Below are 24,885 nucleotides of genomic sequence, written 5' to 3' on the forward strand. Positions count from 1 at the left end.
GGCCCGGCCCCGGCTCCACACCGGCGGGCGGCGCGCGAGGCGGACGGCGGCGTACGCATATGCCTGTACGCCCCCAGCCCGTGACCAGCGGAGCGCAAACGCGTTGGTCAAGAAAGAGTTGACCACATCGGGCCGCTTCGCGGCCCAATTCCTTTCAACGCCGGTTCGAGAGGCTTGTTCATGGCCGACCACGCAATCCACGACGCCCAGGCCCGGGCCAGCCTGCACTTGCTGGTGCGGGACATCGAGCGGGTCCGCCGGCAGGTGGACGCGCTGCGCACGCTCACCGCCCAGTTGGGCAACGTCTACCGCCCGCGCCGCTCCGGCCCGTCCACGGGCTTCGTCGTCTACGGACGCGCCCCCGCCCCGACGGTGCGCCTCGCCCAGGAACTCCGGGACAGCGTCGAAACCCTGGTCACGGCCGCCGTGGACTTCGACCGTTCGCTCGGCTTCTCGTGGGACGCGGTGGGCTCGGCGCTCGGAGTCACCAAGCAGGCGGTGCACCGCCGTTACGGCGCCCGCCGTGCCGCGGCCCAGACGGCCGCCGAGCCGGAGCTGACGGCGGAGCCGTCGGGTGGCCGCACGATCAACGTGAACACCGGCCTGCCCACGGTGCCGACGGTCCCCGCGGCCCGCTCCATGCCCACCCAGCCGACCGCGGGCAGCCCCGCCCTGCGCGACGACGCCCGGCCGACGGCCTTCCCGGGTCCGCGCAACGGCTGACGGCTCCTGACCCCGCCCTTCCGGGAGGCTCGCCGGAGCCCTCCGGGAGGGCAGAACGTCCCGTGCCACGGCAGGGTGACGACGCCTGGTCACGCCGACGGAGCGCGCACCTGGTCACGCCGGCGGAAGGGACACCCACCGGCACCGGCGGAACGGACACCCGGCGACACCGGCGGAGCGCCCCGTCGGACCACGCCCGGCACCACAACGCACTCGCATCACCACGCACCCCCGGCACGGAAAGTCCCCGTCAGCCGATGTCCGGCGGATCGATGCGCACCCGCACCGCCTCCTCGCTCCCCCGCGCCATGCGAGCGGCCTGCGCGGTCTTCAGTGCGGCGGCCAACGCGGCCCCGCTGCCCGGCGGTACGCGTACGAGTGCCCGCTCCCAGTGCTCCCCCGGCGGCGCCGCACCGGGCCTGCGCGGCCGGCCGGGCAGCGTGGGCGGCACCGGCACCGGCCCCAACACCTCGGCGTCCGACGGCAGTTCGACCGCCGCGAGGAACTCGGCGACGGCCGCGGGGGTGCCGGACACGGCTGCCATCCGCGAGACCGGCGGGAAGCCCAGCTCGGCCCGCTCGGACAGCTCCCGCACCGCGTGCCCGACGGGGTCCCACCGCACGAGCGCCTGCACGGGCCGCAGAGTCGGCTCGGCCACGACGGCCACCGTCCCCCCTTGCTCCTGCGGCCGTACGAGTGCTCCCGCCGCGATCCACCGGCGCAGTGCGTCCTCACCGGCCCGCAGGTCGGGCCGTACGAGCATGGCCCAGCCGTCCAGCAGCAGGGCCGCCGCGTAGCCGCCCTCGGCGACCGGTTCGGCCCCCGGGGTGCTCACGACCAGCGCGGGCGTGCCCGGCACGGTGTCCAGCACGTGTTCCCGCCCCGAGGTGCGCACCGGTACGGCGGGAAAGGCCCGCCCCAGCTCCTCGGCGGTCCGCCGCGCGCCCACGACCTGGGCGCGGAGCCGGAAGCCGCCGCACTCCGGGCAGTGCCAGGCGCTCTCCTCGCGCCCGCACCAGCCGCACCTCAGGACACCCCCGTCCTGCCCTTCGAGCGGCCCGGAACAGTGCCGGCACCGCGCGGGTGCCCGGCACTGGGCGCAGGCCATACGGGGCGCGTAGCCGCGCCGGGGCACCTGCACCAGTACCGGTCCGTGCCGCAGCCCCTCGCGGGCCACCTGCCAGGCGAGCGTGGGCAGCCGGGCGGCGCGGGCGGCCTCGTCGCGCGCGAGGTCCTCGTCCCCGACGGTCCGCACCAGGGGCGCGGCCCGCCGCACCTGCTCCCGCCCGGGGACCAGCGGCCGGGCCCAGCCGCTCTCGACCAGCTGGGCCGCCTCCACGGTGCAGCCGAACCCGCCCAGCAGGAAGGCGCACCTGTCCAGCGCGGCGCGCAGCAGCAGTACGTCCCGCGCGTGCGGCTGCGGGGCGTGCTGCTCGCTGTGGCTGTCGTCGCCGTCGTCCCAGATGGCGACGAGCCCCAGGTCCCGCACGGGAGCGAACATGGCCGCACGCGTCCCGACGACGGCCCGTACGGACCCCCGCCGCACGGCGAGCCACTGCCCGTACCGCTTCTCGGGTCCGGCGTCGGCGGTGAGCAGCGCGTGCCGGCCCTCCCCGAGCAGCGCGGTGAGCGCGTCGTCGACCCGCGCGGCGGCCCGCCCGTCGGGTACGACGACGAGGGCGCCGCGTCCCGAGGCGAGGGTGGCGGCGACGGCCCGGGCGAGTTCCTCGCTCCACAGCGGGCCGGGCAGGGCGTTCCACACGGCCCGGGGGGCCGCCCCGGTGGCGAGCGCGTCGAGGAAGGCGCCCCCGTGCTCGTACCGCGTCCAGGACCCGGTGTCGGGCGCCCGCGGTGGCGGCAGCGGCGTGGGGGACGGCCGCTGCTCGGCACGCGCGTTGCGCGGGGGCACGGCGAGCTGGAGGACGTCGGCGAGGCTGCCCGCATACCGGTCGGCGACGGCCCGTGCGAGCCCGAGCAGCTCCTCGCTCAGCACGGGCTCCGGCGAGACGACCTGGGCCAGTGCGGCCAGCGGTCCGGAGTAGTCGGACTCGGACCGCCGCTCGATCAGGAAGCCGTCGATGAGACCGCCGCCCTCCCGGCGCCCGTCGCGCACCCGGCCGCGCCCCGCCCCGAACCGCACCCGTACCCGCACTCCGGGCTGCGCCTGCTCGTCCAGCTCCGCGGGCACCGCATAGTCGAAGTACCGGTCGAGGTGCAGCACACCCTTGTCGACCAGTACCCGGGCGACGGGCAGGTCCTCGGCGAGCGCGGCCCCCCGCCAGGTCCGCGGCTTGGCACGCGGCGCCTTCGCCTTGCGCACACTCTCCCGGATGAGCGCGAGCTGCTCCGGCGGCGCGCCTTCCGCCCCGCCGTCCCCCACTCCGTTCTCGCTGCTCACGCTTGCATTTCTACCGCACGCCACTGACAACACCGGCCCGCGTCCGCCGGGCAGCGGCCGGCCGGCGGACTCGCCGAGGCGGGCCGCGCACGCCGAAGCCCGGCTCCCGAAGGGAAGCCGGGCCCCGGCGAGAAGAAGTGCGGCGCCTACAGGCCCGCGGCCGCGCGCAGGACGTCGACGCGGTCGGTGCGCTCCCAGGTGAAGTCGGGCAGCTCGCGGCCGAAGTGGCCGTACGCCGCCGTCTGGGCGTAGATCGGGCGGAGCAGGTCGAGGTCGCGGATGATGGCGGCCGGGCGCAGGTCGAAGACCTGGTCGATCGCCTTCTCGATCTTCTCGGGGTCGATCTTGGCGGTGCCGAAGGTCTCCACGAACAGGCCGACCGGCTCGGCCTTGCCGATGGCGTAGGCGACCTGGACCTCGCAGCGGGAGGCCAGGCCGGCCGCCACGACGTTCTTGGCGACCCAGCGCATCGCGTAGGCGGCCGAGCGGTCCACCTTGGACGGGTCCTTGCCCGAGAAGGCGCCGCCGCCGTGCCGGGCCATGCCGCCGTAGGTGTCGATGATGATCTTGCGGCCGGTCAGGCCGGCGTCGCCCATCGGGCCGCCGATCTCGAAGCGGCCGGTCGGGTTGACCAGCAGGCGGTAGCCCTCGGTGTCCAGCTTGATGCCCTCGTCCAGGAGCGCCTTCAGCTCGGGCTCGACGACGAACTCGCGGATGTCGGGGGCCAGCAGGGACTCCAGGTCGATGTCGGAGGCGTGCTGGGAGGAGACGACCACCGTGTCGAGGCGGACGGCCTTGTCGCCGTCGTATTCGATGGTGACCTGCGTCTTGCCGTCCGGGCGCAGGTAGGGGATGGTGCCGTTCTTGCGGACCTCGGAGAGGCGCTTGGACAGGCGGTGCGCCAGGAAGATCGGCAGCGGCATGAGGGTCGGCGTCTCGTCGGAGGCGTAGCCGAACATCAGGCCCTGGTCGCCCGCGCCCTGCCGGTCCAGCTCGTCCTCGTCGCCCTCGACCCGGGTCTCGTAGGCCGTGTCGACGCCCTGCGCGATGTCGGGGGACTGCGCGCCGATGGACACCGACACGCCGCAGGAGGCGCCGTCGAAGCCCTTCTTGGAGGAGTCGTAGCCGATCTCGAGGATCTTGCTGCGGACGAGGGTGGCGATGTCCGCGTAGGCCTTCGTCGTCACCTCGCCGGCCACGTGCACCAGGCCGGTGGTGATCAGCGTCTCGACGGCGACCCGGGAGGTCGGGTCCTCGCGCAGAAGCGCGTCGAGAATGGTGTCGCTGATCTGGTCAGCGATCTTGTCGGGGTGACCCTCGGTCACGGACTCCGAGGTGAACAGGCGACGGGACACAACGCTCCCTGGGGTTGCAGCGGCTGCTGGCTGATCATTTGCGGACGACACGGGGCTGCGCCTGGCGTCGACCGTGAACAGTTTATCGGTCGCACTCGGCCGATGGGCCACCGTCTCGCCTCTCGGGAGCGCTGTGACCTGCGGCACGGGCATTCTGCACAATGCCGAGTGGCCTTGGCCAGGGGCGCCACGCGACATTGCCCGGGGGAGAAGAGACGTCGAACGGCTGAAACAAATCGGGCCGGACGGCGGAACCGGGTCGGGCCCGGACGGCCCAGCGGGTCAGCCCAGACGGGCGGCCACGAGGTCCCAGACGGTGTCCGCGAGGGCCTCCTTCGGCCCGTGCGGGACAGGGGTCTCGCTGCCGTCGGCGCCCAGCACGACCGCCTCGTTCTCCTCGGAGCCGAAGGTCTTGCGCTCCCCCACCTCGTTGACCACGAGCAGGTCGCAGCCCTTGCGGGCGAGCTTGGTGCGGCCGTTGGCCAGGACGTCGTCGGTCTCGGCGGCGAAGCCGACGATCACCTGGCCGGGGCGGGCGCGGTCGGCCGAGATCTCCGCGAGGATGTCCGGATTCCGCACCAGGACGATCGGGTCGGGGTCCTGGCCGTCCTTCTTCTTGATCTTCCCGGCCGCATAGGACGCCGGGCGGAAGTCGGCGACGGCGGCGGCCATGACCACCGCGTCTGCGTCGGCCGCGGCCTTCAGGACGGCCTCGCGCAGCTGGACGGCCGTGCCGGCCCGCACCACGTCGACGCCGGCCGGGTCGGGCAGTGCGGTGTCGGCCGCGATCAGCGTCACGCGGGCGCCACGGACGGCGGCGGTGCGGGCCAGGGCGTAGCCCTGCTTGCCGGAGGAGCGGTTGCCGAGGAAGCGGACCGGATCGAGGGGCTCGCGTGTGCCGCCTGCCGAGACGACGACATGGCGTCCCTGGAGGTCGGGCTCCGCGACGCCCCGGGCCAGCACCCGGCGGCAGATCTCGAAGATCTCGGCCGGGTCGGGCAGCCGGCCCTTGCCGGTGTCGACACCGGTGAGCCGTCCGACGGCGGGCTCGATGACGACGGCGCCGCGGCGGCGCAGCGTGGCCACGTTCTCCTGGGTGGCGGGGTGCTCCCACATCTCGGTGTGCATGGCGGGCGCGAAGACGACCGGACAGCGGGCGGTGAGGAGCGTGTTGGTCAGCAGGTCGTCGGCGAGGCCGTGGGCGGCCTTGGCGAGCATGTCGGCCGTCGCCGGGGCCACGACGACCAGGTCGGCGTGCTGGCCGATGCGGACGTGCGGGACCTCGTGGACGTCGTCCCAGACCTCGGTGGAGACGGGGTTGCCGGACAGGGCGGACCAGGTCGCGGCGCCGACGAAGTGCAGTGCGGAGGAGGTGGGCACCACGCGCACGTCGTGGCCCGACTCCGTGAACCTTCTCAGCAGCTCGCAGGCCTTGTAGGCGGCGATCCCGCCGCTGACCCCCAGAACAACCCTCGGCTTGTCCGCCATCTCTCGCCATCTCTCTCCGGCTCGACAACGTACGAGGCTACGTACGAGACCATCACACACCACAGGCCCGGCAGCGTGACTGCCGGGCCTGTGGACAAAGCAACTGCGATCTGAAAGTACTACTGCGCCGGGCCCTCGATGGCCTCGGAGGTCAGCAGACCGGCGTTGATCTCCCGCAGGGCGATCGAGAGCGGCTTCTCGTGCACGTGCGTGTCGACGAGCGGACCGACGTACTCGAGGAGGCCCTCGCCGAGCTGCGAGTAGTACGCGTTGATCTGGCGGGCACGCTTGGCCGCGTAGATCACGAGGCTGTACTTCGAGTCGGTGGCCTCGAGAAGCTCGTCGATCGGCGGGTTGATGATGCCCTCGGGCGCGGTGATGGAAGAGGACACGCTCTACCTTCCGATGGGTGGGAAAGATGCAGTCGGTGTGACCGGTCGGCACCGTTCAGTGCACGGCGGGCTCGATCACAGGACGTCCATCAAGGCTAGCAGCTCACGGGCCACGTCCTCGACGGAGGTGTTGACCAGGGTCTCGTCGAACTCCGGCTCGGCCGCCAGCTCGGTCCTGGCGGCCTCCAGGCGGCGCTCGATGACCTCGGGCGGCTCGGTGCCCCGCCCGGTGAGCCTGCGCACCAGCTCCTCCCAGGAGGGCGGAGCCAGGAACACCAGCTGGGCGTCGGACATGGACTCGCGGACCTGCCGGGCCCCCTGGAGGTCGATCTCCAGCAGGACGGGCTCGCCGTTCTCCAGCCGCTCCAGCACGGCCGCGCGGGGCGTGCCGTAGCGGTTGCCGGCGAACTCGGCCCACTCCAGCAGCTCACCGTTGGCGATCAGCTTGTCCATCTCGTCGTCGGTGACGAAGAAGTAGTGGACTCCGTGCTGCTCGCCGGGGCGCGGCTTGCGAGTGGTCGCCGACACCGAGAGCCAGACCTCGGGGTGTTCCTTGCGCATATGGGCGACGACCGTGCTCTTGCCGACCCCCGAGGGGCCGGAGAGCACGGTCAGCCGCGGACGTGCGTCCGGGGGCTCGGGGGTCGTCCCCCGGAGTGTTACTGCCATGCAGCGATTATTCCAGCAATCCCGCAGTGCCCGGGACTCCCGGTCCGGCGGGAACCGGACTCAGGAGCCGGTGCTGCCGAACTCACGCTCCAGAGAGGCGATCTGGTTGGAACCGAGACCCCGCACTCGGCGGCTCTCGGAGATTCCCAGACGCTCCATGATCTGCTTGGCGCGGACCTTGCCCACGCCCGGCAGGGACTCGAGCAGCGCGGAGACCTTCATCTTGCCGATGACGTCGTTTTCCTGGCCCTGCTTGATGACCTCGTGCAGGGAGGCGCCGGAGTGCTTGAGTCGATTCTTGACCTCGGCCCGCTCCCGGCGAGCCGCGGCGGCCTTTTCGAGCGCGGCTGCGCGCTGTTCAGGGGTAAGGGGCGGAAGAGCCACGCCTACGTCACCTCGGATGTCGAACTGTCGGATACGGACCGGTGAGGAACCTAGTCGCCCCACACCTGGGGAGCTACGAGCAACACGCTTCGCCCGTTCACTCTGCTCGGAGACTAGCGGGCAAGTCCGCCAGAGTCAGCGAGAACAGCGGAAAAGTCCTGGTCAGCCTCCGTCAGGCCGGACATTTCAGACATACTGCCCACGATTTGAGGATGTATTCACACTCAAGTCGCCCCGGTGTCGCTCCGCCGGGCACTCATCGGAGGACTCAGGCGCCGCCGAGGGCGGTCCGGATCTCCTCCGCGAAGCGCTCGGTGGCCGTCCGCAGCGCCTCGATGTCCGGACCGTGACGCAGCACACCCCGGCTGACGTTCGGCACGACGTTGCGCACCGCCGACCCGAAGACCTTGGGCAGGTCGGCCGCCGTCGCCCCCTGCGCGCCGACGCCGGGCGCGAGGAGCGGGCCGTTGATGTCGAGGTCGTACGACGACAGGTCGCCCACCGTGGCGCCGACGACCGCCCCGAAGGACCCCAGCGGCTCCTCCCCCGCGTTCTCGGATGCCAGGTGGGCCAGCATGGTCGCGCCCACGCCCCGGCCGTCCGCGCGGACGGCGTGCTGGACCTCGGGTCCCTCCGGGTTCGAGGTCAGGGCCAGCACGAACAGCCCGGCCCCGCTCTCCCGGGCCAGTACGACGGCCGGGCTGAGCGAGCCGTAACCGAGATAGGGCGAGACGGTGAGGGCGTCGGAGAACAGCGGGGCGTCCTGGTGCAGGTAGGCCTCGGCGTACCCCGCCATGGTCGAGCCGATGTCGCCACGCTTGGCGTCCATCACGACGAGCGTGCCGGCCGCCCGCGCCTCCTGGACCGACTTCTCCAGGACGGCGATGCCGCGCGAACCGAACCGCTCGAAGAAGGCGCTCTGCGGCTTCATGACGGCGACCCGGTCGGCCACCGCCTCGACGACCGTGCGGCTGAACCGCTCCAGGCCGGCGATGTCGTCGTTCAGGCCCCACTCGGCGAGCAGCGAGGCGTGCGGGTCGATGCCGACGCAGAGCGGGCCGCGCTCGTCCATGGCTCGGCGCAGCCGGGCGCCGAAGGGCTCCGGAACAGTCATGCGGTCTTCCTCACGTCGGCGCCGACCGCGTCGGCGAGGGTGGCGTACGGGCTGGTGCGCAGGCGCGCGGCGAGGCCCTTGTGGATCGCGCGGCACCAGAAAGGGCCCTCGTACACGAAGGCGCTGTACCCCTGCACCAGCGTGGCACCGGCCAGGATGCGCTGCCAGGCGTCCTCGGCGGTCTCGATGCCCCCGACGCCCACCAGGGTGATCCGGTCGCCCACGCGCGCGTACAGGCGGCGCAGGACCTCCAGGGACCGCTCCTTGAGGGGCGCTCCGGACAGGCCGCCGGTCTCCTTCACCAGCGACTGGGCGGACCTGAGGCCGAGGCCCTCGCGCGCGATGGTGGTGTTGGTGGCGATGATGCCGTCCAGGCCCAGTTCCACGGCCAGGTCGGCGACGGCGTCGATGTCCTCGTTCGCGAGGTCGGGGGCGATCTTCACCAGGAGCGGGACGCGCCGATGGGCGACCGTACGGTCGGCGGCCTCGCGCACGGCGCTCAGCAGCGGGCGCAGCGCCTCCGTGGCCTGGAGGTTGCGCAGGCCGGGCGTGTTCGGCGAGGAGACGTTGACGACCAGGTAGTCGGCGTACGGGGCGAGGCGCTCGGCCGACTTCACGTAGTCGCCGACGGCCTCCGCCTCCGGGACGACCTTGGTCTTGCCGATGTTGACGCCCACGACGGTCTTGAAGACCGGCTCGCGGGTCGCGAGGCGGGCCGCCACGGCCAGTGAGCCGTCGTTGTTGAAGCCCATCCGGTTGATCAGCGCGCGGTCCGCGACGAGCCGGAACAGCCGCTTCCTGGGGTTGCCCGGCTGCGGCTCCCCCGTCACCGTGCCGATCTCGACGTGGTCGAAGCCCAGCATCGACATCCCGTCGATGGCGACGGCGTTCTTGTCGAAACCCGCGGCGAGCCCGAAGGGGCCGTGCATGCGCAGCCCGAAGGCCTCGGTGCGCAGCTCCTTGTGGCGGGGCGCGAGCGCGGCCGCGACGAAGGTGCGCAGCACGGGGACGCGGACGGCGAGGCGGATCCAGCGGAAGGCCAGGTAGTGGGCCTTCTCGGGGTCCATCCGGGTGAAAACCAGACGGAAGAAGAGCTTGTACATGTCTGTGTGTCCTCATGAAGAGGGGGACACCGTTTCCGGTGTCCCCCTCAGGGCTGCTAGTCGCGGGCCGCGGTCAGGTGTTCCGCGTGTTCCTGGAGCGAGCGGACGCCCACGTCGCCGTGGTTGAGGGCGTCGATGCCCTGGACCGCCGCGGCGAGTGCCTGGACGGTCGTCAGACAGGGCACGGACCGCGCCACGGCCGCCGTACGGATGTCGTAGCCGTCGAGGCGGCCGCCGGTGCCGTACGGGGTGTTGACGATGAGGTCGACCTCGCCGTCGTGGATGAGCTGGACGATGGTCCGCTCGCCGTTCGGGCCGGTGCCCTCGGACTGCTTGCGCACGACGGTGGCGTTGATGCCGTTGCGCTTGAGGACCTCGGCCGTGCCCGAGGTGGCGAGCAGTTCGAAGCCGTGGGCGACCAGCTCGCGCGCCGGGAAGATCATCGACCGCTTGTCGCGGTTGGCGACCGAGATGAACGCGCGGCCCTTGGTGGGCAGCGGGCCGTAGGCACCCGCCTGCGACTTGGCGTACGCCGTGCCGAAGACGGAGTCGATGCCCATGACCTCACCCGTGGAGCGCATCTCCGGGCCGAGGACGGTGTCGACGCCGCGGCCGTGGATGTCGCGGAAGCGCGACCACGGCATGACGGCCTCCTTCACGGAGATCGGCGCGTCCAGCGGCAGCTCGCCGCCGTCGCCGTTCGCCGGAAGCAGGCCCTCCGCCCGGAGTTCGGCGATGGTCGCGCCCAGCGAGATGCGCGCGGCGGCCTTCGCGAGCGGCACCGCCGTCGCCTTCGAGGTGAAGGGGACCGTACGGGAGGCACGCGGGTTGGCCTCCAGGACGTAGAGGATGTCGCCGGCCATCGCGAACTGGATGTTGATCAGGCCGCGCACGCCGACGCCCTTGGCGATGGCCTCGGTGGAGGCGCGCAGCCGCTTGATGTCGAAGCCGCCGAGGGTGATCGGGGGCAGGGCGCACGCCGAGTCGCCGGAGTGGATGCCGGCCTCCTCGATGTGCTCCATGACACCGCCGAGGTACAGCTCCTCGCCGTCGTAGAGCGCGTCGACGTCGATCTCGATGGCGTCGTCCAGGAAGCGGTCGACCAGGACCGGCCGGGAGGGGCTGATCTCGGTCGACTCGGCGATGTAGGAGGCGAGGCGGGTCTCGTCGTAGACGATCTCCATGCCACGCCCGCCGAGGACGTACGACGGCCGGACCAGGACCGGGTAGCCGATCTCGTCCGCGATGGCCTTGGCCCCCTCGAAGGTGGTGGCCGTGCCGTGCTTCGGGGCCGGGAGGCCCGCCTCCGCGAGGACGCGGCCGAAGGCACCGCGGTCCTCGGCGGCGTGGATCGCCTCGGGGGACGTGCCGACGACCGGCACGCCGTTGTCCTTCAGCGCCTGCGACAGGCCGAGCGGGGTCTGGCCGCCCAGCTGGACGATCACACCGGCGATCGGGCCGGCGAGGGACTCCGCGTGGACGATCTCCAGCACGTCCTCGAGCGTCAGCGGCTCGAAGTACAGGCGGTCGGAGGTGTCGTAGTCCGTGGACACGGTCTCCGGGTTGCAGTTGACCATCACGGTCTCGTACCCGGCGTCGGACAGCGCGAAGGAGGCGTGGACGCAGGAGTAGTCGAACTCGATGCCCTGGCCGATGCGGTTGGGGCCGGAGCCCAGGATGATCACCGCGGGCTTCTCACGGGAAGCCACCTCCGTCTCCTCGTCGTAGGAGGAGTAGAAGTACGGCGTCTTCGCGGCGAACTCGGCGGCGCAGGTGTCGACCGTCTTGTAGACCGGGCGGATGCCGAGGGCGTGCCGGACCTCGCGGACGACGTCCTCGCGCAGCCCGCGGATCTCGGCGATCTGCTGGTCGGAGAAGCCGTGCCGCTTGGCCTCGGCGAGCAGTTCGCCGGTCAGCTCGGGCGCCTCGGCCAGCTCGTCCGCGATCTCCTTGATCAGGAACAGCTGGTCGACGAACCAGGGGTCGATCTTCGTGTACTCGAAGACCTCCTCGGGCGTGGCGCCCGCGCGGATGGCCTGCATGACCGTGTTGATCCGGCCGTCGGTGGGCCGTACGGCCTCGCGCAGCAGAGCGTCCTTGTCGCCGGGCGCGCCGACGAAGGTGAACTGGCTGCCCTTCTTCTCCAGCGAGCGCAGCGCCTTCTGGAAGGCCTCGGGGAAGTTGCGGCCGATGGCCATGGCCTCGCCGACCGACTTCATGGTGGTGGTGAGGGTGGAGTCGGCCTGCGGGAACTTCTCGAAGGCGAAGCGCGGGGCCTTGACGACCACGTAGTCGAGCGTGGGCTCGAAGGAGGCCGGGGTCTCCTGCGTGATGTCGTTCGGGATCTCGTCCAGGGTGTAGCCGACGGCGAGCTTCGCGGCGATCTTGGCGATCGGGAAGCCGGTCGCCTTGGAGGCCAGGGCCGACGAGCGCGACACGCGCGGGTTCATCTCGATGACGATCACACGGCCGTCCTCGGGGTTCACCGCGAACTGGATGTTGCAGCCGCCGGTGTCGACGCCGACCTCACGGATCACGGCGATGCCGACGTCACGCAGGATCTGGTACTCGCGGTCGGTCAGCGTCATCGCCGGGGCGACGGTGATCGAGTCACCGGTGTGCACGCCCATCGGGTCGAAGTTCTCGATGGAGCAGACGACCACGACGTTGTCGTGCTTGTCGCGCATCAGCTCCAGCTCGTACTCCTTCCAGCCGAGGATGGACTCCTCCAGGAGCACCTCGGTGGTCGGGGAGAGCGTGAGGCCCTGGCCGGCGATGCGGCGCAGCTCCTCCTCGTCGTGCGCGAAGCCGGAGCCGGCGCCGCCCATGGTGAAGGACGGGCGGACGACGACCGGGTAGCCGCCGAGGGTCTCCACGCCCTTGAGGACGTCGTCCATGGAGTGGCAGATGACGGAGCGGGCGGACTCGCCGTGCCCGATCTTGCGACGGACCTCCTCCACGACCTCCTTGAACCGCTCACGGTCCTCGCCCTTGTGGATGGCCTCGGGCTTGGCGCCGATCAGCTCGACGCCGTACTTGTCCAGGACACCGTTCTCGTGCAGCGAGATGGCGGTGTTCAGGGCCGTCTGGCCGCCCAGGGTGGGCAGCAGGGCGTCGGGGCGCTCCCTGGCGATGATCTTCTCGACGAACTCGGGGGTGATCGGCTCGACGTAGGTGGCGTCGGCGATCTCCGGGTCGGTCATGATCGTCGCCGGGTTGGAGTTGACGAGGACCACACGCAGGCCCTCGGCCTTGAGCACGCGGCACGCCTGGGTGCCGGAGTAGTCGAACTCGGCGGCCTGGCCGATGACGATCGGGCCGGAGCCGATGACCAGGACGGACTGGATATCGGTGCGCTTAGGCACGCTGGCCCTCCATCAGGGATACGAAGCGGTCGAACAGGTAGGCGGCGTCGTGCGGGCCCGCTGCCGCTTCGGGGTGGTACTGGACGGAGAAGGCCGGCTGGTCGAGCAGCTGGAGCCCCTCCACGACGTTGTCGTTCAGGCAGACGTGCGAGACCTCGGCGCGGCCGAACTCGGTCTCGCTGACCTTGTCGAGCGGCGCGTCCACGGCGAAGCCGTGGTTGTGCGCGGTGACCTCGACCTTGCCGGTCGTACGGTCCTGGACCGGCTGGTTGATGCCCCGGTGGCCGTACTTCAGCTTGTAGGTGCCGAAGCCGAGCGCGCGGCCGAGGATCTGGTTGCCGAAGCAGATGCCGAACAGGGGCGTCTTGCGCTCCAGGACGGCGGACATCAGCGCGACCGGGCCGTCGGCGGTCGCCGGGTCACCGGGTCCGTTGGAGAAGAAGACTCCGTCCGGGTCGACCGCGTAGACGTCCTCGGCGGAAGCCGTCGCCGGGAGCACGTGCACCTCGATGCCGCGCTCGGCCATGCGGTGCGGGGTCATGCCCTTGATGCCGAGGTCGATGGCGGCGACGGTGAAGCGCTTCTCGCCGACCGCCGGGACGACGTACGCCTCCTTCGTCGCGACCTCCTCGTAGAGGCTCGCGCCCTTCATGTGCGGCTGGGCCTGCACGCGCGCGAGAAGCTCGGACTCGGGGGCGATCGCCTCGCCGGAGAAGATGCCGGCGCGCATCGAGCCGCGCTCACGCAGGTGGCGGGTGAGGGCGCGGGTGTCGATGCCGCTGATGCCGACGACGCCCTGTGCGACCAGCTCGTCGTCCAGGGAGCGCCTTGAGCGCCAGTTGGACGGCACGCGCGCGGGGTCGCGCACGACGTAGCCGGAGACCCAGATGCGCCCCGACTCGTCGTCCTCGTCGTTCCAGCCCGTGTTGCCGATCTGCGGGGCGGTCGCGACGACGATCTGGCGGTCGTACGACGGGTCGGTGAGGGTCTCCTGGTAACCGGTCATGCCGGTGGAGAACACGGCCTCGCCGAAGGTCTCCCCCACGGCCCCGTAGGCGCGGCCGCGGAAGCTGCGGCCGTCCTCCAGGACGAGTACGGCGGGAACCTTGGCAGCTCCCCTGGTGGAGGTCGTCATCGCGCGCCTTCCGTGTCGTTGATCATCTGATTCAGGGTGTCGACCCATTCGGTGTGCTCGGCCGCGTGGTCGGAGCGGAAGCCGGAGTCGATCAGTTTGTCGCCGTGCGCCCAGGTCACCACCAGCAGTCCGCCCTCGGTGAGCACCTTGCCGGCGATGCCCTTGTCGAGCCGGGCCTCGCGCAGCGCGGCGGTGGGGACGAAGAAGTCGGTGGCGCCGGGGCGTTCGACCTCCAGGCCCAGGTCCGTCAGGGTCAGCTCGACCCGGCTGCGGGTGCCCAGACCGTGGGCCACGATGCGGTCCAGCCACTGCCCGGCGGTGGTGGAGCCGTGGTAGCGGCCGCTCATGCTCAGTCTCGCCGGGCCCGTCTCCTCCGGCGCGCTGGGCAGCGCGGGCAGATCACTCTGCAGCGTGCCGCGCCACTTCCAGCCCTCGCGCATCAGCCAGTAGACGAGCGCGACGAAGAGGGCGAGCCCGACGAGCCAGCCGATGCGGGCCCCCCAGTCGGTGACCTCGGCCGACTTCCTGGCCTCGGCCAGCAGGATTACAGGTGTCACGTGAGCTTCCCGTCGACGAGCGTGGCCTTGCCCCGCAGCCACGTGTGTGTCACACGGCCCGGCAGCTCACGCCCCTGGTACGGGGTGTTGCGGCTGCGCGAGGCGAAGCCCGCGGGGTCCACCTGGCCACGGTATTCCGTGTCGACGAGGGTGAGGTTGGCGGGCTCACCAGCCGAGACGGGACGGCCGTGTCCGGTGGCCTGTCCGATCCGCGCGGGCTTGAAGGACATACGGTCGGCGACGCCGGCCCAGTCCAGCAGGCCCGTGTCGACCATGGTCTCCTGGACCACCGACAGCGCGGTCTCCAGGCCGACCATGCCCATGGCGGCCGCGGCCCACTCGCAGTCCTTGTCCTCGTGCGGGTGCGGGGCGTGGTCGGTGGCGACGATGTCGATCGTGCCGTCGGCGAGCGCCTCGCGCAGGGCCAGCACGTCGCGCTCGGTGCGCAGCGGCGGGTTGACCTTGTACACGGGGTTGTACGTGCGCACCAGCTCGTCGGTGAGGAGGAGGTGGTGCGGGGTGACCTCGGCGGTGACCTGGATGCCGCGGGACTTGGCCCAGCGGACGATCTCCACCGAGCCCGCGGTCGAGAGGTGGCAGATGTGCACCCGGGAGCCGACGTGTTCGGCGAGCAGGACGTCCCGGGCGATGACCGACTCCTCGGCGACGGCCGGCCAGCCGCCCAGGCCCAGCTCGGCGGAGACGACGCCCTCGTTCATCTGGGCGCCCTCGGTCAGCCGCGGCTCCTGCGCGTGCTGGGCGACGACACCGCCGAAGGCCTTCACGTACTCCAGCGCCCGGCGCATGATCACGGCGTCGTCCACGCACTTGCCGTCGTCGGAGAAGACGGTGACGCCGGCGGCGGACTCGTGCATGGCGCCCAGCTCGGCGAGCTTCTTGCCCTCCAGGCCGACGGTGACGGCGCCGATGGGCTGCACATCGCAGTAGCCGTGCTCCTGGCCGAGCCGGTAGACCTGCTCGACGACGCCTGCGGTGTCGGCGACCGGGAAGGTGTTGGCCATGGCGAAGACGGCCGTGTAACCGCCGCTCGCCGCCGCCCGGGTACCGGTGAGCACCGTCTCGGAGTCCTCGCGGCCCGGCTCGCGCAGGTGGGTGTGCAGGTCGACCAGACCCGGCAGCAGCACCTTGCCGCCGGCGTCCACGACCTCGGCGCCCTCGGCGGACAGCCCGGTGCCCACGGCCTCGACGGTCTCGCCGTCGATCAGCACGTCCTGCGGCTCGCCGCCGAGCACCTTCGCACCACGGATCAGGATCTTGCTCATGGGTCTTACTTCTCCTCGGCGAAAGAGGTGTGCGCGGAGCGCTCGTCGGAAGGGTGGTGGTGGGAGACGGGCGGGCGGGCGTGGGTGACGGCGGGTTCGTTGCCGCCCAGCAGCAGGTAGAGGACGGCCATCCGGATGGAGACGCCGTTGGCGACCTGTTCGACGACGGTGCAGCGCTCCGAGTCGGCGACCTCGGCGGTGATCTCCATGCCGCGGACCATCGGGCCGGGGTGCATCACGATGGCGTGCTCGGGCATCTTCGCCATGCGGTCGCCGTCGAGGCCGTAGCGCCGCGAGTACTCGCGCTCGGTCGGGAAGAACGCGGCGTTCATCCGCTCGCGCTGGACCCGCAGCATCATCACGGCGTCGCACTTGGGCAGGGTGCTGTCGAGGTCGTACGACACCTCGCAGGGCCAGGTCTCGACGCCGACCGGCACCAGGGTGGGCGGGGCGACGAGGGTGACCTCGGCGCCGAGGGTGTGCAGCAGGTCGACGTTGGAGCGGGCGACCCGGCTGTGCAGGATGTCGCCGACGATGGTGACGCGCTTGCCGGACAGGTCCTGACCGAGGCCGGCGTCCCTGCCGATCAGCCGGCGGCGCAGGGTGAAGGCGTCCAGCAGGGCCTGGGTGGGGTGCTGGTGGGTGCCGTCGCCGGCGTTGATGACGGCCGCGTCGATCCAGCCGGAGTTGGCCAGGCGGTACGGGGCTCCGGAGGCACCGTGCCGGATGACGACGGCGTCCACGCCCATCGCCTCCAGGGTCTGGGCGGTGTCCTTCAGGGACTCGCCCTTGGACACGCTGGAGCCCTTGGCGGAGAAGTTGATGACGTCCGCGGACAGCCGCTTCTCGGCGGCCTCGAAGGAGATCCGGGTGCGGGTGGAGTCCTCGAAGAAGAGGTTGACGATCGTGCGGCCGCGCAGGGTCGGCAGTTTCTTGATCGGCCGGTCGGCGACCCGGGCCATCTCCTCGGCGGTGTCGAGGATCAGGACGGCGTCGTCGCGGGTGAGGTCGGCGGCCGAGATGAGATGACGCTGCATCTGTCAGGCTCCGTAAGGCAGTTCATTCGGGAGGATTCGGGCAAACCGGCGCGTGTGCGGGCACACCGAAACGGCCGTGCGCCTGGCTTGCTACTGGCCGGCCGGCTTCGCGCCGAGCAGCACGGTGTCCCGACCGTCCTCCTCGGCGAGCTGGACCTTGACCGTCTCCCGCAGCGACGTGGGGAGGTTCTTGCCGACGTAGTCGGCACGGATGGGCAGTTCCCGGTGGCCGCGGTCGACCAGGACCGCGAGCTGCACCGCGCGCGGGCGCCCGATGTCGTTCAGGGCGTCGAGGGCGGCGCGGATGGTGCGGCCGGAGAAGAGCACGTCGTCGACGAGGACGACCAGCTTGCCGTCGATGCCGTCACCGGGGATCTCGGTGCGGGCCAGCGCACGCGGCGGGTGCATGCGCAGGTCGTCGCGGTACATGGTGATGTCGAGCGAGCCGACCGGGACCGTGCGGTCGGTGATCTGCTCCAGCTTGGCGGCGAGCCGCTGAGCGAGGAAGACACCCCTGGTCGGAATGCCGAGGAGCACCACGTCGTCGGCGCCCTTGGCGCGCTCGACGATCTCGTGGGCGATTCGGGTGAGCACCCGCGCGATGTCGGGGCCCTCGAGTACGGGCCGCGCATCGGTCGCATGCGCATGTGCGTGCGTGTCCATATGAAACGGACCTCCTTCTCCGCCTCACGGGACGGACCTTAAAGGACGTCGGATTTGCGCCATCCACGGTAGCAGGTCGCCGACAGCCCCACGATCACCCCCTTGGCCTAATCCGCGACCGCTAGCACGGAAGAGTCGGTGTGGACCATTCGGCTTGACGCACCAGAGTCACGCTGCGTAACCTCACAGTGAGTTACCAGCCGCGCGGCGGGAAAACAGCCGGCCGCGTCGACACAGTGTCCGGGGAGCCATATGTCCAGCGAATACGCCAAACAGCTCGGGGCCAAGCTCCGGGCCATCCGCACCCAGCAGGGCCTTTCCCTCCACGGTGTCGAGGAGAAGTCCCAGGGGCGCTGGAAGGCCGTGGTGGTCGGTTCGTATGAGCGCGGTGACCGCGCCGTGACCGTGCAGCGCCTTGCCGAGCTGGCCGATTTCTATGGCGTTCCCGTGCAGGAGCTGCTGCCGGGCACCACGCCGGGCGGCGCCGCCGAGCCGCCGCCGAAGCTGGTCCTGGACCTGGAGCGGCTGGCCACGGTGCCGGCCGAGAAGGCGGGCCCTCTCCAGCGCTACGCGGCGACGATCCAGTCCCAGCGTGGTGACTACAACGGCAAGGTGCTGTCGATCCGCCAGGACGACCTGCGCACACTCGCCGTCATCTACGACCAGTCCCCCTCGGTCCTCACCGAGCAGCTGATCAGCTGGGGCGTCCTGGACGCGGACGCGCGCCGCGCGGTGGCCACGCACGAAGACGCGTAAACCGCTTCACGACTCAGCAGAAACGTGCCGCCGGGGTGGCCGGAACTGGACAGTTCCGGCCACCCCGGCGGTGTTTTCAGCACTGTTCCGGGGACTTCCCCCGGTGGCGCCGTGAGAACGCCGGAGGGCCCGCAGCACGCGCGCTGCGGACCCTCCGGCGTATGGTCTTACCGGCTCACGCCTCGCGGCGCAGCGTCGGCTTGAGTTCCTTCAGGCGGCCGAGAAGACCGTTCACGAACGACGGCGACTCATCAGTCGAGAACTCCTTCGCCAGCTGCACCATCTCGTCCAGGACGACGGCGTCCGGGGTCTCGTCGACCCAGATCAGCTCGTAGGCGCCCAGCCGCAGGATGTTGCGGTCGACGACCGGCATCCGGTCGAGCGTCCAGCCCACCGCGTACTGCGCGATCAGCTCGTCGATGCGCCTCGCGTGCTCCGCGTAGCCCTCGACCAGCTGCATCGTGTACTCGCTGACCGGCGGCTGGCGGGTGTCGGACCGGGAGAGCCGGATCCAGTCCGCGAGGACCGTCAGGACGTCGGCTCCGCGCTGGTCGCCCTCGAAGAGGATCTGGAAGGCGCGCTTGCGGGCCGTGTTGCGGGCAGCCACGGTTAGCTGTTCACCCGGCCGAGGTAGTCGCTCGTGCGGGTGTCGACCTTGATCTTCTCACCGGTGGTGATGAAGAGCGGGACCTGGATCTGGTGGCCGGTCTCCAGGGTGGCGGGCTTGGTGCCACCGGTGGAGCGGTCACCCTGGACGCCCGGCTCGGTCTCCTGGACGGTCAGCTCGACGGCGGCCGGCAGCTCGACGAAGAGCACCTCGCCCTCGTGCTGCGCGACGGTGGCCGTGAAGCCCTCGATGAGGAAGTTGGCGGCGTCGCCGACGGCCTTGCGGTCGACCATCAGCTGGTCGTAGGTCTCCATGTCCATGAAGACGAAGTACTCGCCGTCCATGTACGAGAACTGCATGTCGCGCTTGTCGACAGTGGCCGTCTCGACCTTGACACCGGCGTTGAAGGTCTTGTCGACGACCTTGCCGGAGAGCACGTTCTTGAGCTTGGTGCGCACGAAGGCCGGGCCCTTGCCGGGCTTGACGTGCTGGAACTCGACGACGGACCAGAGCTGGCCGCCTTCGAGCTTGAGCACCAGGCCGTTCTTGAGGTCGTTCGTGGAAGCCACGGTTGCGGAATCTCCTGGACTGACGTGGACGACCCCGGGGCACGCACTCCTACAGCGCGAGCAGCTCCTTGGTCGTGATGGTGAGTAGCTCGGGTCCGCCGTCCGCCTCGGGGCGCACGACGAGCGTGTCATCGATCCGGACACCGCCCCGGCCCGGGAGGTGGACCCCCGGTTCGACGGTGACCGGCACGCAAGCGTCCAGTTTACCCATGGCTGCGGGGGCCAGCTGCGGGTCCTCGTCGATTTCGAGTCCGACACCGTGTCCGGTCAGCGGTGGGAGGGCCTCCGCATAGCCCGCGGAGTCCAGTACCTGGCGTGCCGCGCGGTCCACGTCCCGGTATGCGGCGCCGGGCGCCAGGGACTCGCGGCCGGCCCGCTGGGCGGCGAAGACGAGGTCGTACAGCTCGATCTGCCAGTCGGCGGGCGAGGTGCCGATGACGAAGGTGCGGCCGATCTCGCAGCGGTAGCCGCGGTAGGTGGCGCCGAGGCACACGGAGAGGAAGTCGCCCTCCTCCACGCGCCGGTCGGTGGGGCGGTGGCCACGGCGGCCGGAGTGCGGCCCGGTGGCCACGGAGGTGGGGAAGGCCGGCCCGTCGGCGCCGTGGTCGACCAGGCGCCGCTCCAGCTCCAGCGCGAGGTGCCGTTCGGTGCGGCCGACCAGGATGGACTCCAGCAGCTCGCCGAGGGCCTGGTCGGCGATCTCCGCACCGATGCGCAGGCAGGAGATCTCCTCCTCGTCCTTGACGACCCTGAGCTGCTCGACCGCCGCGCCGAGGTCGGCGAGGCGGAGCCCGGGGGCGACCGAGGTGAGGGCCCGGTGCCGGGCCACGGTGACATGGTGCTCTTCCACGGCCAGGGCATCGGCACCCTGTGCCGCGGCGAGGCCGGCCGCGGCGACCGCGGGGTCGCCGTCGGGTGCGGACAGGTGCAAGCGCAGGTGCTCGTCCGGCCGCCCTTCGTACGGACGGTCTTCGGGCGGCCCGGTGCAGACGAGCAGGTCCTCGTGCTTGCCCAGGAGCAGGACGGAGCCCTGCGGGGCCGCGGCGGCGAGGTAGCGCACATTGGCGGGGCGGGTGACGAGCGCTGCCGCAGTACCGGCCGCGTTGAAGTGTTCCCTCAGCCGGGATCGGCGGTTCGCGTACACCTCTGACATGAGACGAGCGTAGGAGTTTTGGGCGAATTGTGCCGGTTGGTGGGGGCCGAGTGGGGTTGGTGGGGGTGCTGGGGCCCGTGTGCTCCGCTCCGCCCGTTGCTCCGCTTCGCTACCAGCTCGGCGGGCTCGCGATGGCCCTGGCCAGGACCTCGTCCAGGACCTGCGCCGTCGCGGGAACGTCCAGCTGGGAGTTGTCGATGATCGGGAGGCCCGAGCCGTACCAGCCGGCCATACGGCCGTGGATACGCGCCACCTCCTCGTCGGTGAGGCGGCGGTTGCCGGTGCGCTCGGCGTTGCGCTCCAGGACGATGTCCAGGCCCGGGAGCAGGACGACCGGAAGCAGACCGGGGCCCACGTGGCGCTTCCAGCCCCCGAGGCCCACGACCGGGCGGTCCGGGAAGACGGCGTCGTCCAGGATGCAGGAGATGCCGTTGGCCAGGAAGTTCCGGGCGGCGAAGCCGCAGGTGCGGCGGGCGAGGCGGTACTGGGCCTCGGAGTTGTCGTTCCAGCCGGACTGGGGGTCCGCGAAGCCCGAGCGGACCCATTCACGGACGTCGTCCAGGCTGATGTGGGCCGTGGGCACGCGCCGTCGGTTCGCCCAGTACTTGGCGACGCTCGTCTTGCCCGCACCCGCCGGGCCGATCAGCAGGACCGCCAGCGTGGTGGCCGTCGGGTCGGGGACCGTGACCGCGGCGGGCGGCGCCGTGGGGACTCCGACGGGGCCGCCGGGTGGCAGCGGTACATGGCCGGTGGTATCCGGGGCCGGCTGGGCGGGGGCATGCTGTGCGGCCGGAGGCTGCGGGGGTGCCGGCGGCATGACAGCGGGCGGGACCGGGAAGCCCGGCGCCGGGGGTGGCTGGGGAACGGGGGCGGGTCCCTGGGAGACTCCCGGGTGCGGGCCCGGGTGGTGCCCGGCCGGCGCCCAGCCGGCGTGCGGTCCCTGCCCCGGCCGGTGGGGCGGCGGCAGCGGCGACCCCACTGCGTGCTGCATCCGTTGCCACTCCGTCTCGTCGTCTTGACTCGTTCGCCTCCGGGGCGCCCGAGTCGGTGTCGACAGCCCGATCCTGCTCAGCCCTTCGGGCCTGCGCGCTCCCTACCGAACGGTACCGTCCCCGGCCGTCGTTTGGTGAAACGGCCGGGGGCGGCCGGAAGTGCCCGGTCCGCACGGCACGTTGGACGGCCGGGAACCGGACATGGGGAGCGACGCGGGATCTACTGGCCCACTTCTCCGTAGGCGGCGAGCAGGACGGCCGGGTCGGGGCCTTCCAGGACGGTCGGCTTGGCCAGGCCGTCGAGGACGATGAAGCGCAGCAGGTCACCGCGGGACTTCTTGTCGACCTTCATCGTCTCCAGCAGCTTGGGCCATTGGTCGTAGCGGTAGTGCAGGGGCAGGCCGACGGACTCGAGGACCGTCCTGTGCCGGTCCGCCGTCGCGTCGTCCAACCGGCCCGCCAGACGGCCCAGTTCGGCGGCGAAGTGCATGCCGACCGCGACGGCGGCACCGTGCCGCCACTTGTAGCGCTCGTTCTTCTCGATGGCATGGCCCAGCGTGTGGCCGTAGTTGAGGATCTCCCGCCGGCCGGACTCCTTCAGGTCCGAGGAGACGACCTCGGCCTTCACCCGGATCGACCGCTCGATCAGCTCGGCCGTGTGCGGACCCGACGGGGTCCGGGCCGCCTCGGGGTCGGACTCGATGAGGTCCAGGATCACCGGATCGGCGATGAAGCCGGCCTTGATGACCTCGGCGAGCCCGGAGACGTAGTCGTTGACCGGGAGGGAGTCCAGCGCGGCCAGGTCGCACAGGACACCGGCCGGCGGGTGGAAGGCGCCCACCAGGTTCTTGCCCTCGGCGGTGTTGATGCCGGTCTTGCCGCCGACCGCCGCGTCCACCATGGCGAGCACGGTGGTCGGGACGGCGACCCAGCGCACCCCGCGCAGCCAGGTCGCGGCCACGAAACCGGCCACGTCCGTGGTGGCGCCGCCGCCGACACCGACGATGACGTCGGTGCGGGTGAAACCGGACTGCCCGAGCGCCTTCCAGCAGTAGGCGGCGACCTCGGCGGTCTTGGCCTCCTCCGCGTTCGGCACCTGGATCGCGACGGCCTCGTAGCCCTGCTCGGCCAGATCGGCGCGCAACGCGTCCCCGGTCTCGGCGAGGCCCTCCGGATGGATCACCGCGACGCGCTTGGCCTTCGGCCCGATCAACCCGCCCAGCTCGCCCAGGAGCTGCCGGCCGACCAGCACCTCGTACGGGTCGGTGCCCGCGGTGCCGGCGACCTGGATCCGGGTGACTGCCTCGCTCATGCTTCCCTCAACTCCAGTACGTCCAGCGCAGCTTGGGTGACCTCTTCGGGGGTACGGCCGTCGGTCGGCACGACGGCGCGGGCGACCTCCTCGTACAGGTGCCGCCGGGCCTCCATCAGCTCGCGCCACTGCTTGCGCGGATTGACCGCGAGCAGCGGGCGAGCCACGTTGAGGCCGGTGCGCCGGACGGCCTCCTCGACGTCCATGGAGAGGTAGAGCACCCGGTGTCCGGCGAGCAGCGCGCGCGTGTCCGGGTCGAGGATCGCGCCGCCGCCGAGCGCGAGGACGCCCTCGTGCTCGGTCAGCGCGGTGCGCACCGCGCGCTTCTCGATCGCGCGGAAGACGGGCTCGCCCTCGTCCACGAAGATGTCGGCGATGGTGCGGCCCTCGGCGGCGACGATGTCCTCGTCGGTGTCCCGGTAGCCGACGCCGAGCCGCTCGGCCAGCAGCCGGCCGACGGTGGACTTGCCGACGCCCATCGGGCCGACCAGTACGACGGCGGGCACAGCGCTCACCGGATCCGCAGGTTGTCGAGGTAGGACCGCACGTTGCGGCGGGTCTCGGGGACGGAGTCGCCGCCGAACTTCTCCGCGACCGCGTCCGCCAGGACGAGCGCGACCATGGCCTCGGCGACGATCCCGGCGGCCGGCACCGCGCAGACGTCCGAGCGCTGGTGGTGGGCCTGGGTCTCCTCGCCGGTGGAGACGTCCACCGTCTTCAGGGCGCGCGGTACGGTCGCGATCGGCTTCATCGCGGCGCGGACGCGCAGCAGCTCGCCCGTGGTCAGGCCGCCCTCGGTACCGCCGGAGCGGCCGGAGGCCCGCTTGATGCCCTCGGGGCCGGTCAGGATCTCGTCATGCGCCTTCGAGCCCGGCACCCGGGCCAGCTCGAAGCCGTCGCCGACCTCCACGCCCTTGATGGCCTGGATGCCCATCAGGGCGGCGGCCAGACGGGCGTCCAGGCGGCGGTCCCAGTGCACGTGCGAGCCCAGGCCGACCGGAACGCCGTAGGCCAGCACCTCCACGACGCCACCGAGCGTGTCGCCGTCCTTGTGGGCCTGGTCGATCTCCGCGACCATCGCCTTCGAGGCGTCCGCGTCCAGGCAGCGCACCGGGTCCGCGTCCAGCTTCTCCACGTCGGCAGGGGTCGGGTAGACGCCGTAGGGGGCCTTGGCGGAGGCCAGTTCCACGACGTGGGAGACGATCTCGATGCCGGCCGCCTCCTTCAGGTAGGAGCGGGCGACGGCGCCGAGGGCCACACGGGCCGCGGTCTCGCGCGCGGAGGCACGCTCCAGGATCGGGCGGGCCTCGTCGAAGCCGTACTTCTGCATGCCCGCCAGGTCGGCGTGGCCGGGCCGGGGGCGGGTCAGCGGCGCGTTGCGGGCGAGTCCGGCGAGGATCTCGGGGTCGACCGGGTCGGCCGCCATGACCTGCTCCCACTTGGGCCACTCGGTGTTGCCCACCATGACGGCGACCGGGGAACCGAGCGTGAGTCCGTGCCGCACGCCGCCGAGGAAGGTGACCTCGTCGCGCTCGAACTTCATACGCGCACCGCGGCCATAACCGAGCCGCCGCCGTGCCAGGTGGTCCGCCACCATCTCCGTGGTGATCGGCACGCCGGCGGGAAGGCCCTCCAGCGTTGCGACCAGTGCCGGACCGTGGGACTCCCCCGCGGTCAGCCAACGCAGCCTGCTCAACGGTGCTCCTCAGTGTTCGCGCCCGGTACTGCCCTGCGTACGCACGTCCTCGCGTACGGCGACGGCGTCACCGGGTGCGCGACCCCGGTACGCCACCTCCGATCCTCCCACGTCCGGTGCCGGTGTCCGGCCGC

Annotated in this window: 23 protein-coding genes; 2 read left to right on the top strand and 21 right to left on the bottom strand. The window is 71.6% G+C overall.

Features of this window, described 5'->3' with window-relative positions; translation table 11 throughout:
- Nucleotides 1-180: 180 nt before the first annotated feature.
- Nucleotides 181-723: a hypothetical protein gene (locus AC07C1_RS21060; RefSeq protein WP_478941048.1), complete on the top strand. Its 543-nt coding sequence runs from the start codon at nucleotides 181-183 to the stop codon at nucleotides 721-723.
- Between the two features lie 250 nt (nucleotides 724-973).
- Here the strand turns inward: AC07C1_RS21060 and AC07C1_RS21065 are convergent, their stop codons facing one another.
- From AC07C1_RS21065 to pyrR, 14 genes are all read right to left on the bottom strand, one after another.
- Complete coding sequence (locus tag AC07C1_RS21065; RefSeq protein WP_478941050.1) at nucleotides 974-3,121, bottom strand: primosomal protein N'; 2,148 nt, start codon at nucleotides 3,119-3,121, stop codon at nucleotides 974-976.
- A 146-nt stretch (nucleotides 3,122-3,267) separates the two neighbouring features.
- On the bottom strand, nucleotides 3,268-4,476 hold the full coding sequence (gene metK / locus AC07C1_RS21070) for a methionine adenosyltransferase (protein WP_478941052.1): 1,209 nt from the start codon (nucleotides 4,474-4,476) through the stop codon (nucleotides 3,268-3,270).
- A 282-nt stretch (nucleotides 4,477-4,758) separates the two neighbouring features.
- Complete coding sequence (coaBC, locus tag AC07C1_RS21075; protein WP_478941054.1) at nucleotides 4,759-5,964, bottom strand: bifunctional phosphopantothenoylcysteine decarboxylase/phosphopantothenate--cysteine ligase CoaBC; 1,206 nt, start codon at nucleotides 5,962-5,964, stop codon at nucleotides 4,759-4,761.
- Nucleotides 5,965-6,083: 119 nt separating this feature from the next.
- Nucleotides 6,084-6,356, bottom strand: a complete 273-nt coding sequence (rpoZ, locus tag AC07C1_RS21080) for a DNA-directed RNA polymerase subunit omega (protein WP_005319902.1) — start codon at nucleotides 6,354-6,356, stop codon at nucleotides 6,084-6,086.
- 75 nt (nucleotides 6,357-6,431) lie between these two features.
- Nucleotides 6,432-7,025: a guanylate kinase gene (gene gmk / locus AC07C1_RS21085; RefSeq protein ID WP_478941055.1), complete on the bottom strand. Its 594-nt coding sequence runs from the start codon at nucleotides 7,023-7,025 to the stop codon at nucleotides 6,432-6,434.
- A 60-nt stretch (nucleotides 7,026-7,085) separates the two neighbouring features.
- Nucleotides 7,086-7,409: an integration host factor gene (locus tag AC07C1_RS21090; protein ID WP_003977346.1), complete on the bottom strand. Its 324-nt coding sequence runs from the start codon at nucleotides 7,407-7,409 to the stop codon at nucleotides 7,086-7,088.
- 268 nt (nucleotides 7,410-7,677) lie between these two features.
- On the bottom strand, nucleotides 7,678-8,523 hold the full coding sequence (gene pyrF / locus AC07C1_RS21095) for an orotidine-5'-phosphate decarboxylase (RefSeq protein WP_478941057.1): 846 nt from the start codon (nucleotides 8,521-8,523) through the stop codon (nucleotides 7,678-7,680).
- Entirely contained in the window at nucleotides 8,520-9,626 is a 1,107-nt protein-coding gene (locus tag AC07C1_RS21100) for a quinone-dependent dihydroorotate dehydrogenase (protein WP_478941058.1), read from the bottom strand. The genes pyrF and AC07C1_RS21100 overlap by 4 nt, the downstream gene beginning before the upstream one ends.
- Before the next feature lie 56 nt (nucleotides 9,627-9,682).
- Nucleotides 9,683-12,991 carry a carbamoyl-phosphate synthase large subunit gene (gene carB, locus AC07C1_RS21105; RefSeq protein ID WP_478941060.1) on the bottom strand — a complete coding sequence of 1,103 codons (3,309 nt, stop codon included), beginning with the start codon at nucleotides 12,989-12,991 and terminating at the stop codon, nucleotides 9,683-9,685.
- Entirely contained in the window at nucleotides 12,984-14,126 is a 1,143-nt protein-coding gene (gene carA / locus AC07C1_RS21110; protein WP_478941062.1) for a glutamine-hydrolyzing carbamoyl-phosphate synthase small subunit, read from the bottom strand. The genes carB and carA overlap by 8 nt, the downstream gene beginning before the upstream one ends.
- The gene (locus tag AC07C1_RS21115; RefSeq protein ID WP_478941064.1) at nucleotides 14,123-14,683 is read right to left on the bottom strand and encodes a PH-like domain-containing protein; all 561 of its coding nucleotides are present in this window, start codon (nucleotides 14,681-14,683) and stop codon (nucleotides 14,123-14,125) included. The genes carA and AC07C1_RS21115 overlap by 4 nt, the downstream gene beginning before the upstream one ends.
- Complete coding sequence (locus AC07C1_RS21120; protein WP_478941066.1) at nucleotides 14,680-15,966, bottom strand: dihydroorotase; 1,287 nt, start codon at nucleotides 15,964-15,966, stop codon at nucleotides 14,680-14,682. The genes AC07C1_RS21115 and AC07C1_RS21120 overlap by 4 nt, the downstream gene beginning before the upstream one ends.
- Before the next feature lie 5 nt (nucleotides 15,967-15,971).
- Nucleotides 15,972-17,003: an aspartate carbamoyltransferase catalytic subunit gene (locus tag AC07C1_RS21125; protein WP_478941067.1), complete on the bottom strand. Its 1,032-nt coding sequence runs from the start codon at nucleotides 17,001-17,003 to the stop codon at nucleotides 15,972-15,974.
- Nucleotides 17,004-17,093: 90 nt separating this feature from the next.
- Complete coding sequence (gene pyrR, locus AC07C1_RS21130; RefSeq protein ID WP_478941069.1) at nucleotides 17,094-17,666, bottom strand: bifunctional pyr operon transcriptional regulator/uracil phosphoribosyltransferase PyrR; 573 nt, start codon at nucleotides 17,664-17,666, stop codon at nucleotides 17,094-17,096.
- 252 nt (nucleotides 17,667-17,918) lie between these two features.
- On the opposite strand from pyrR, the gene bldD reads away from it, so the two are divergent.
- On the top strand, nucleotides 17,919-18,422 hold the full coding sequence (gene bldD, locus AC07C1_RS21135) for a transcriptional regulator BldD (RefSeq protein ID WP_020938842.1): 504 nt from the start codon (nucleotides 17,919-17,921) through the stop codon (nucleotides 18,420-18,422).
- Between the two features lie 175 nt (nucleotides 18,423-18,597).
- On the opposite strand, the gene nusB is transcribed toward bldD, so the two are convergent.
- The 7 genes from nusB to aroC form a co-directional block, all read right to left on the bottom strand.
- Nucleotides 18,598-19,029 (bottom strand): transcription antitermination factor NusB, encoded by a 432-nt coding sequence (gene nusB, locus AC07C1_RS21140; protein ID WP_478941070.1) that lies wholly within the window; start codon nucleotides 19,027-19,029, stop codon nucleotides 18,598-18,600.
- Nucleotides 19,030-19,031: 2 nt separating this feature from the next.
- Entirely contained in the window at nucleotides 19,032-19,598 is a 567-nt protein-coding gene (gene efp / locus AC07C1_RS21145; RefSeq protein ID WP_009187601.1) for an elongation factor P, read from the bottom strand.
- A 49-nt stretch (nucleotides 19,599-19,647) separates the two neighbouring features.
- Nucleotides 19,648-20,751, bottom strand: coding sequence for an aminopeptidase P family protein (locus AC07C1_RS21150; protein WP_478941072.1), 1,104 nt, complete (start codon nucleotides 20,749-20,751; stop codon nucleotides 19,648-19,650).
- Between the two features lie 109 nt (nucleotides 20,752-20,860).
- The gene (locus AC07C1_RS21155; RefSeq protein WP_478941073.1) at nucleotides 20,861-21,742 is read right to left on the bottom strand and encodes a Pro-rich N-terminal domain-containing protein; all 882 of its coding nucleotides are present in this window, start codon (nucleotides 21,740-21,742) and stop codon (nucleotides 20,861-20,863) included.
- Nucleotides 21,743-21,963: 221 nt separating this feature from the next.
- Complete coding sequence (gene aroB / locus AC07C1_RS21160; protein WP_478941075.1) at nucleotides 21,964-23,055, bottom strand: 3-dehydroquinate synthase; 1,092 nt, start codon at nucleotides 23,053-23,055, stop codon at nucleotides 21,964-21,966.
- Nucleotides 23,052-23,570 (bottom strand): shikimate kinase, encoded by a 519-nt coding sequence (locus tag AC07C1_RS21165; protein WP_478941077.1) that lies wholly within the window; start codon nucleotides 23,568-23,570, stop codon nucleotides 23,052-23,054. The genes aroB and AC07C1_RS21165 overlap by 4 nt, the downstream gene beginning before the upstream one ends.
- Nucleotides 23,567-24,751 (bottom strand): chorismate synthase, encoded by a 1,185-nt coding sequence (gene aroC / locus AC07C1_RS21170; protein ID WP_478941079.1) that lies wholly within the window; start codon nucleotides 24,749-24,751, stop codon nucleotides 23,567-23,569. The genes AC07C1_RS21165 and aroC overlap by 4 nt, the downstream gene beginning before the upstream one ends.
- Between the last annotated feature and the right edge of the window lie 134 nt (nucleotides 24,752-24,885).

This window comes from Streptomyces sp. NPDC045022, assembly GCF_056432605.1.

Coding starts and splice junctions, on each gene's coding strand:
- coaBC (WP_478941054.1), bottom strand. CDS start 5,964: ATGGCGGACAAGCCGAGGGTTGTTCTGGGGGTCAGCGGCGGGATCGCC.
- AC07C1_RS21120 (WP_478941066.1), bottom strand. CDS start 15,966: ATGAGCAAGATCCTGATCCGTGGTGCGAAGGTGCTCGGCGGCGAGCCG.
- AC07C1_RS21060 (WP_478941048.1), top strand. CDS start 181: ATGGCCGACCACGCAATCCACGACGCCCAGGCCCGGGCCAGCCTGCAC.
- carA (WP_478941062.1), bottom strand. CDS start 14,126: ATGACGACCTCCACCAGGGGAGCTGCCAAGGTTCCCGCCGTACTCGTC.
- pyrR (WP_478941069.1), bottom strand. CDS start 17,666: ATGGACACGCACGCACATGCGCATGCGACCGATGCGCGGCCCGTACTC.
- AC07C1_RS21150 (WP_478941072.1), bottom strand. CDS start 20,751: ATGTCAGAGGTGTACGCGAACCGCCGATCCCGGCTGAGGGAACACTTC.
- AC07C1_RS21125 (WP_478941067.1), bottom strand. CDS start 17,003: ATGCAGCGTCATCTCATCTCGGCCGCCGACCTCACCCGCGACGACGCC.
- pyrF (WP_478941057.1), bottom strand. CDS start 8,523: ATGACTGTTCCGGAGCCCTTCGGCGCCCGGCTGCGCCGAGCCATGGAC.
- gmk (WP_478941055.1), bottom strand. CDS start 7,025: ATGGCAGTAACACTCCGGGGGACGACCCCCGAGCCCCCGGACGCACGT.
- bldD (WP_020938842.1), top strand. CDS start 17,919: ATGTCCAGCGAATACGCCAAACAGCTCGGGGCCAAGCTCCGGGCCATC.
- aroB (WP_478941075.1), bottom strand. CDS start 23,055: ATGAGCGAGGCAGTCACCCGGATCCAGGTCGCCGGCACCGCGGGCACC.
- AC07C1_RS21155 (WP_478941073.1), bottom strand. CDS start 21,742: ATGCAGCACGCAGTGGGGTCGCCGCTGCCGCCGCCCCACCGGCCGGGG.
- AC07C1_RS21100 (WP_478941058.1), bottom strand. CDS start 9,626: ATGTACAAGCTCTTCTTCCGTCTGGTTTTCACCCGGATGGACCCCGAG.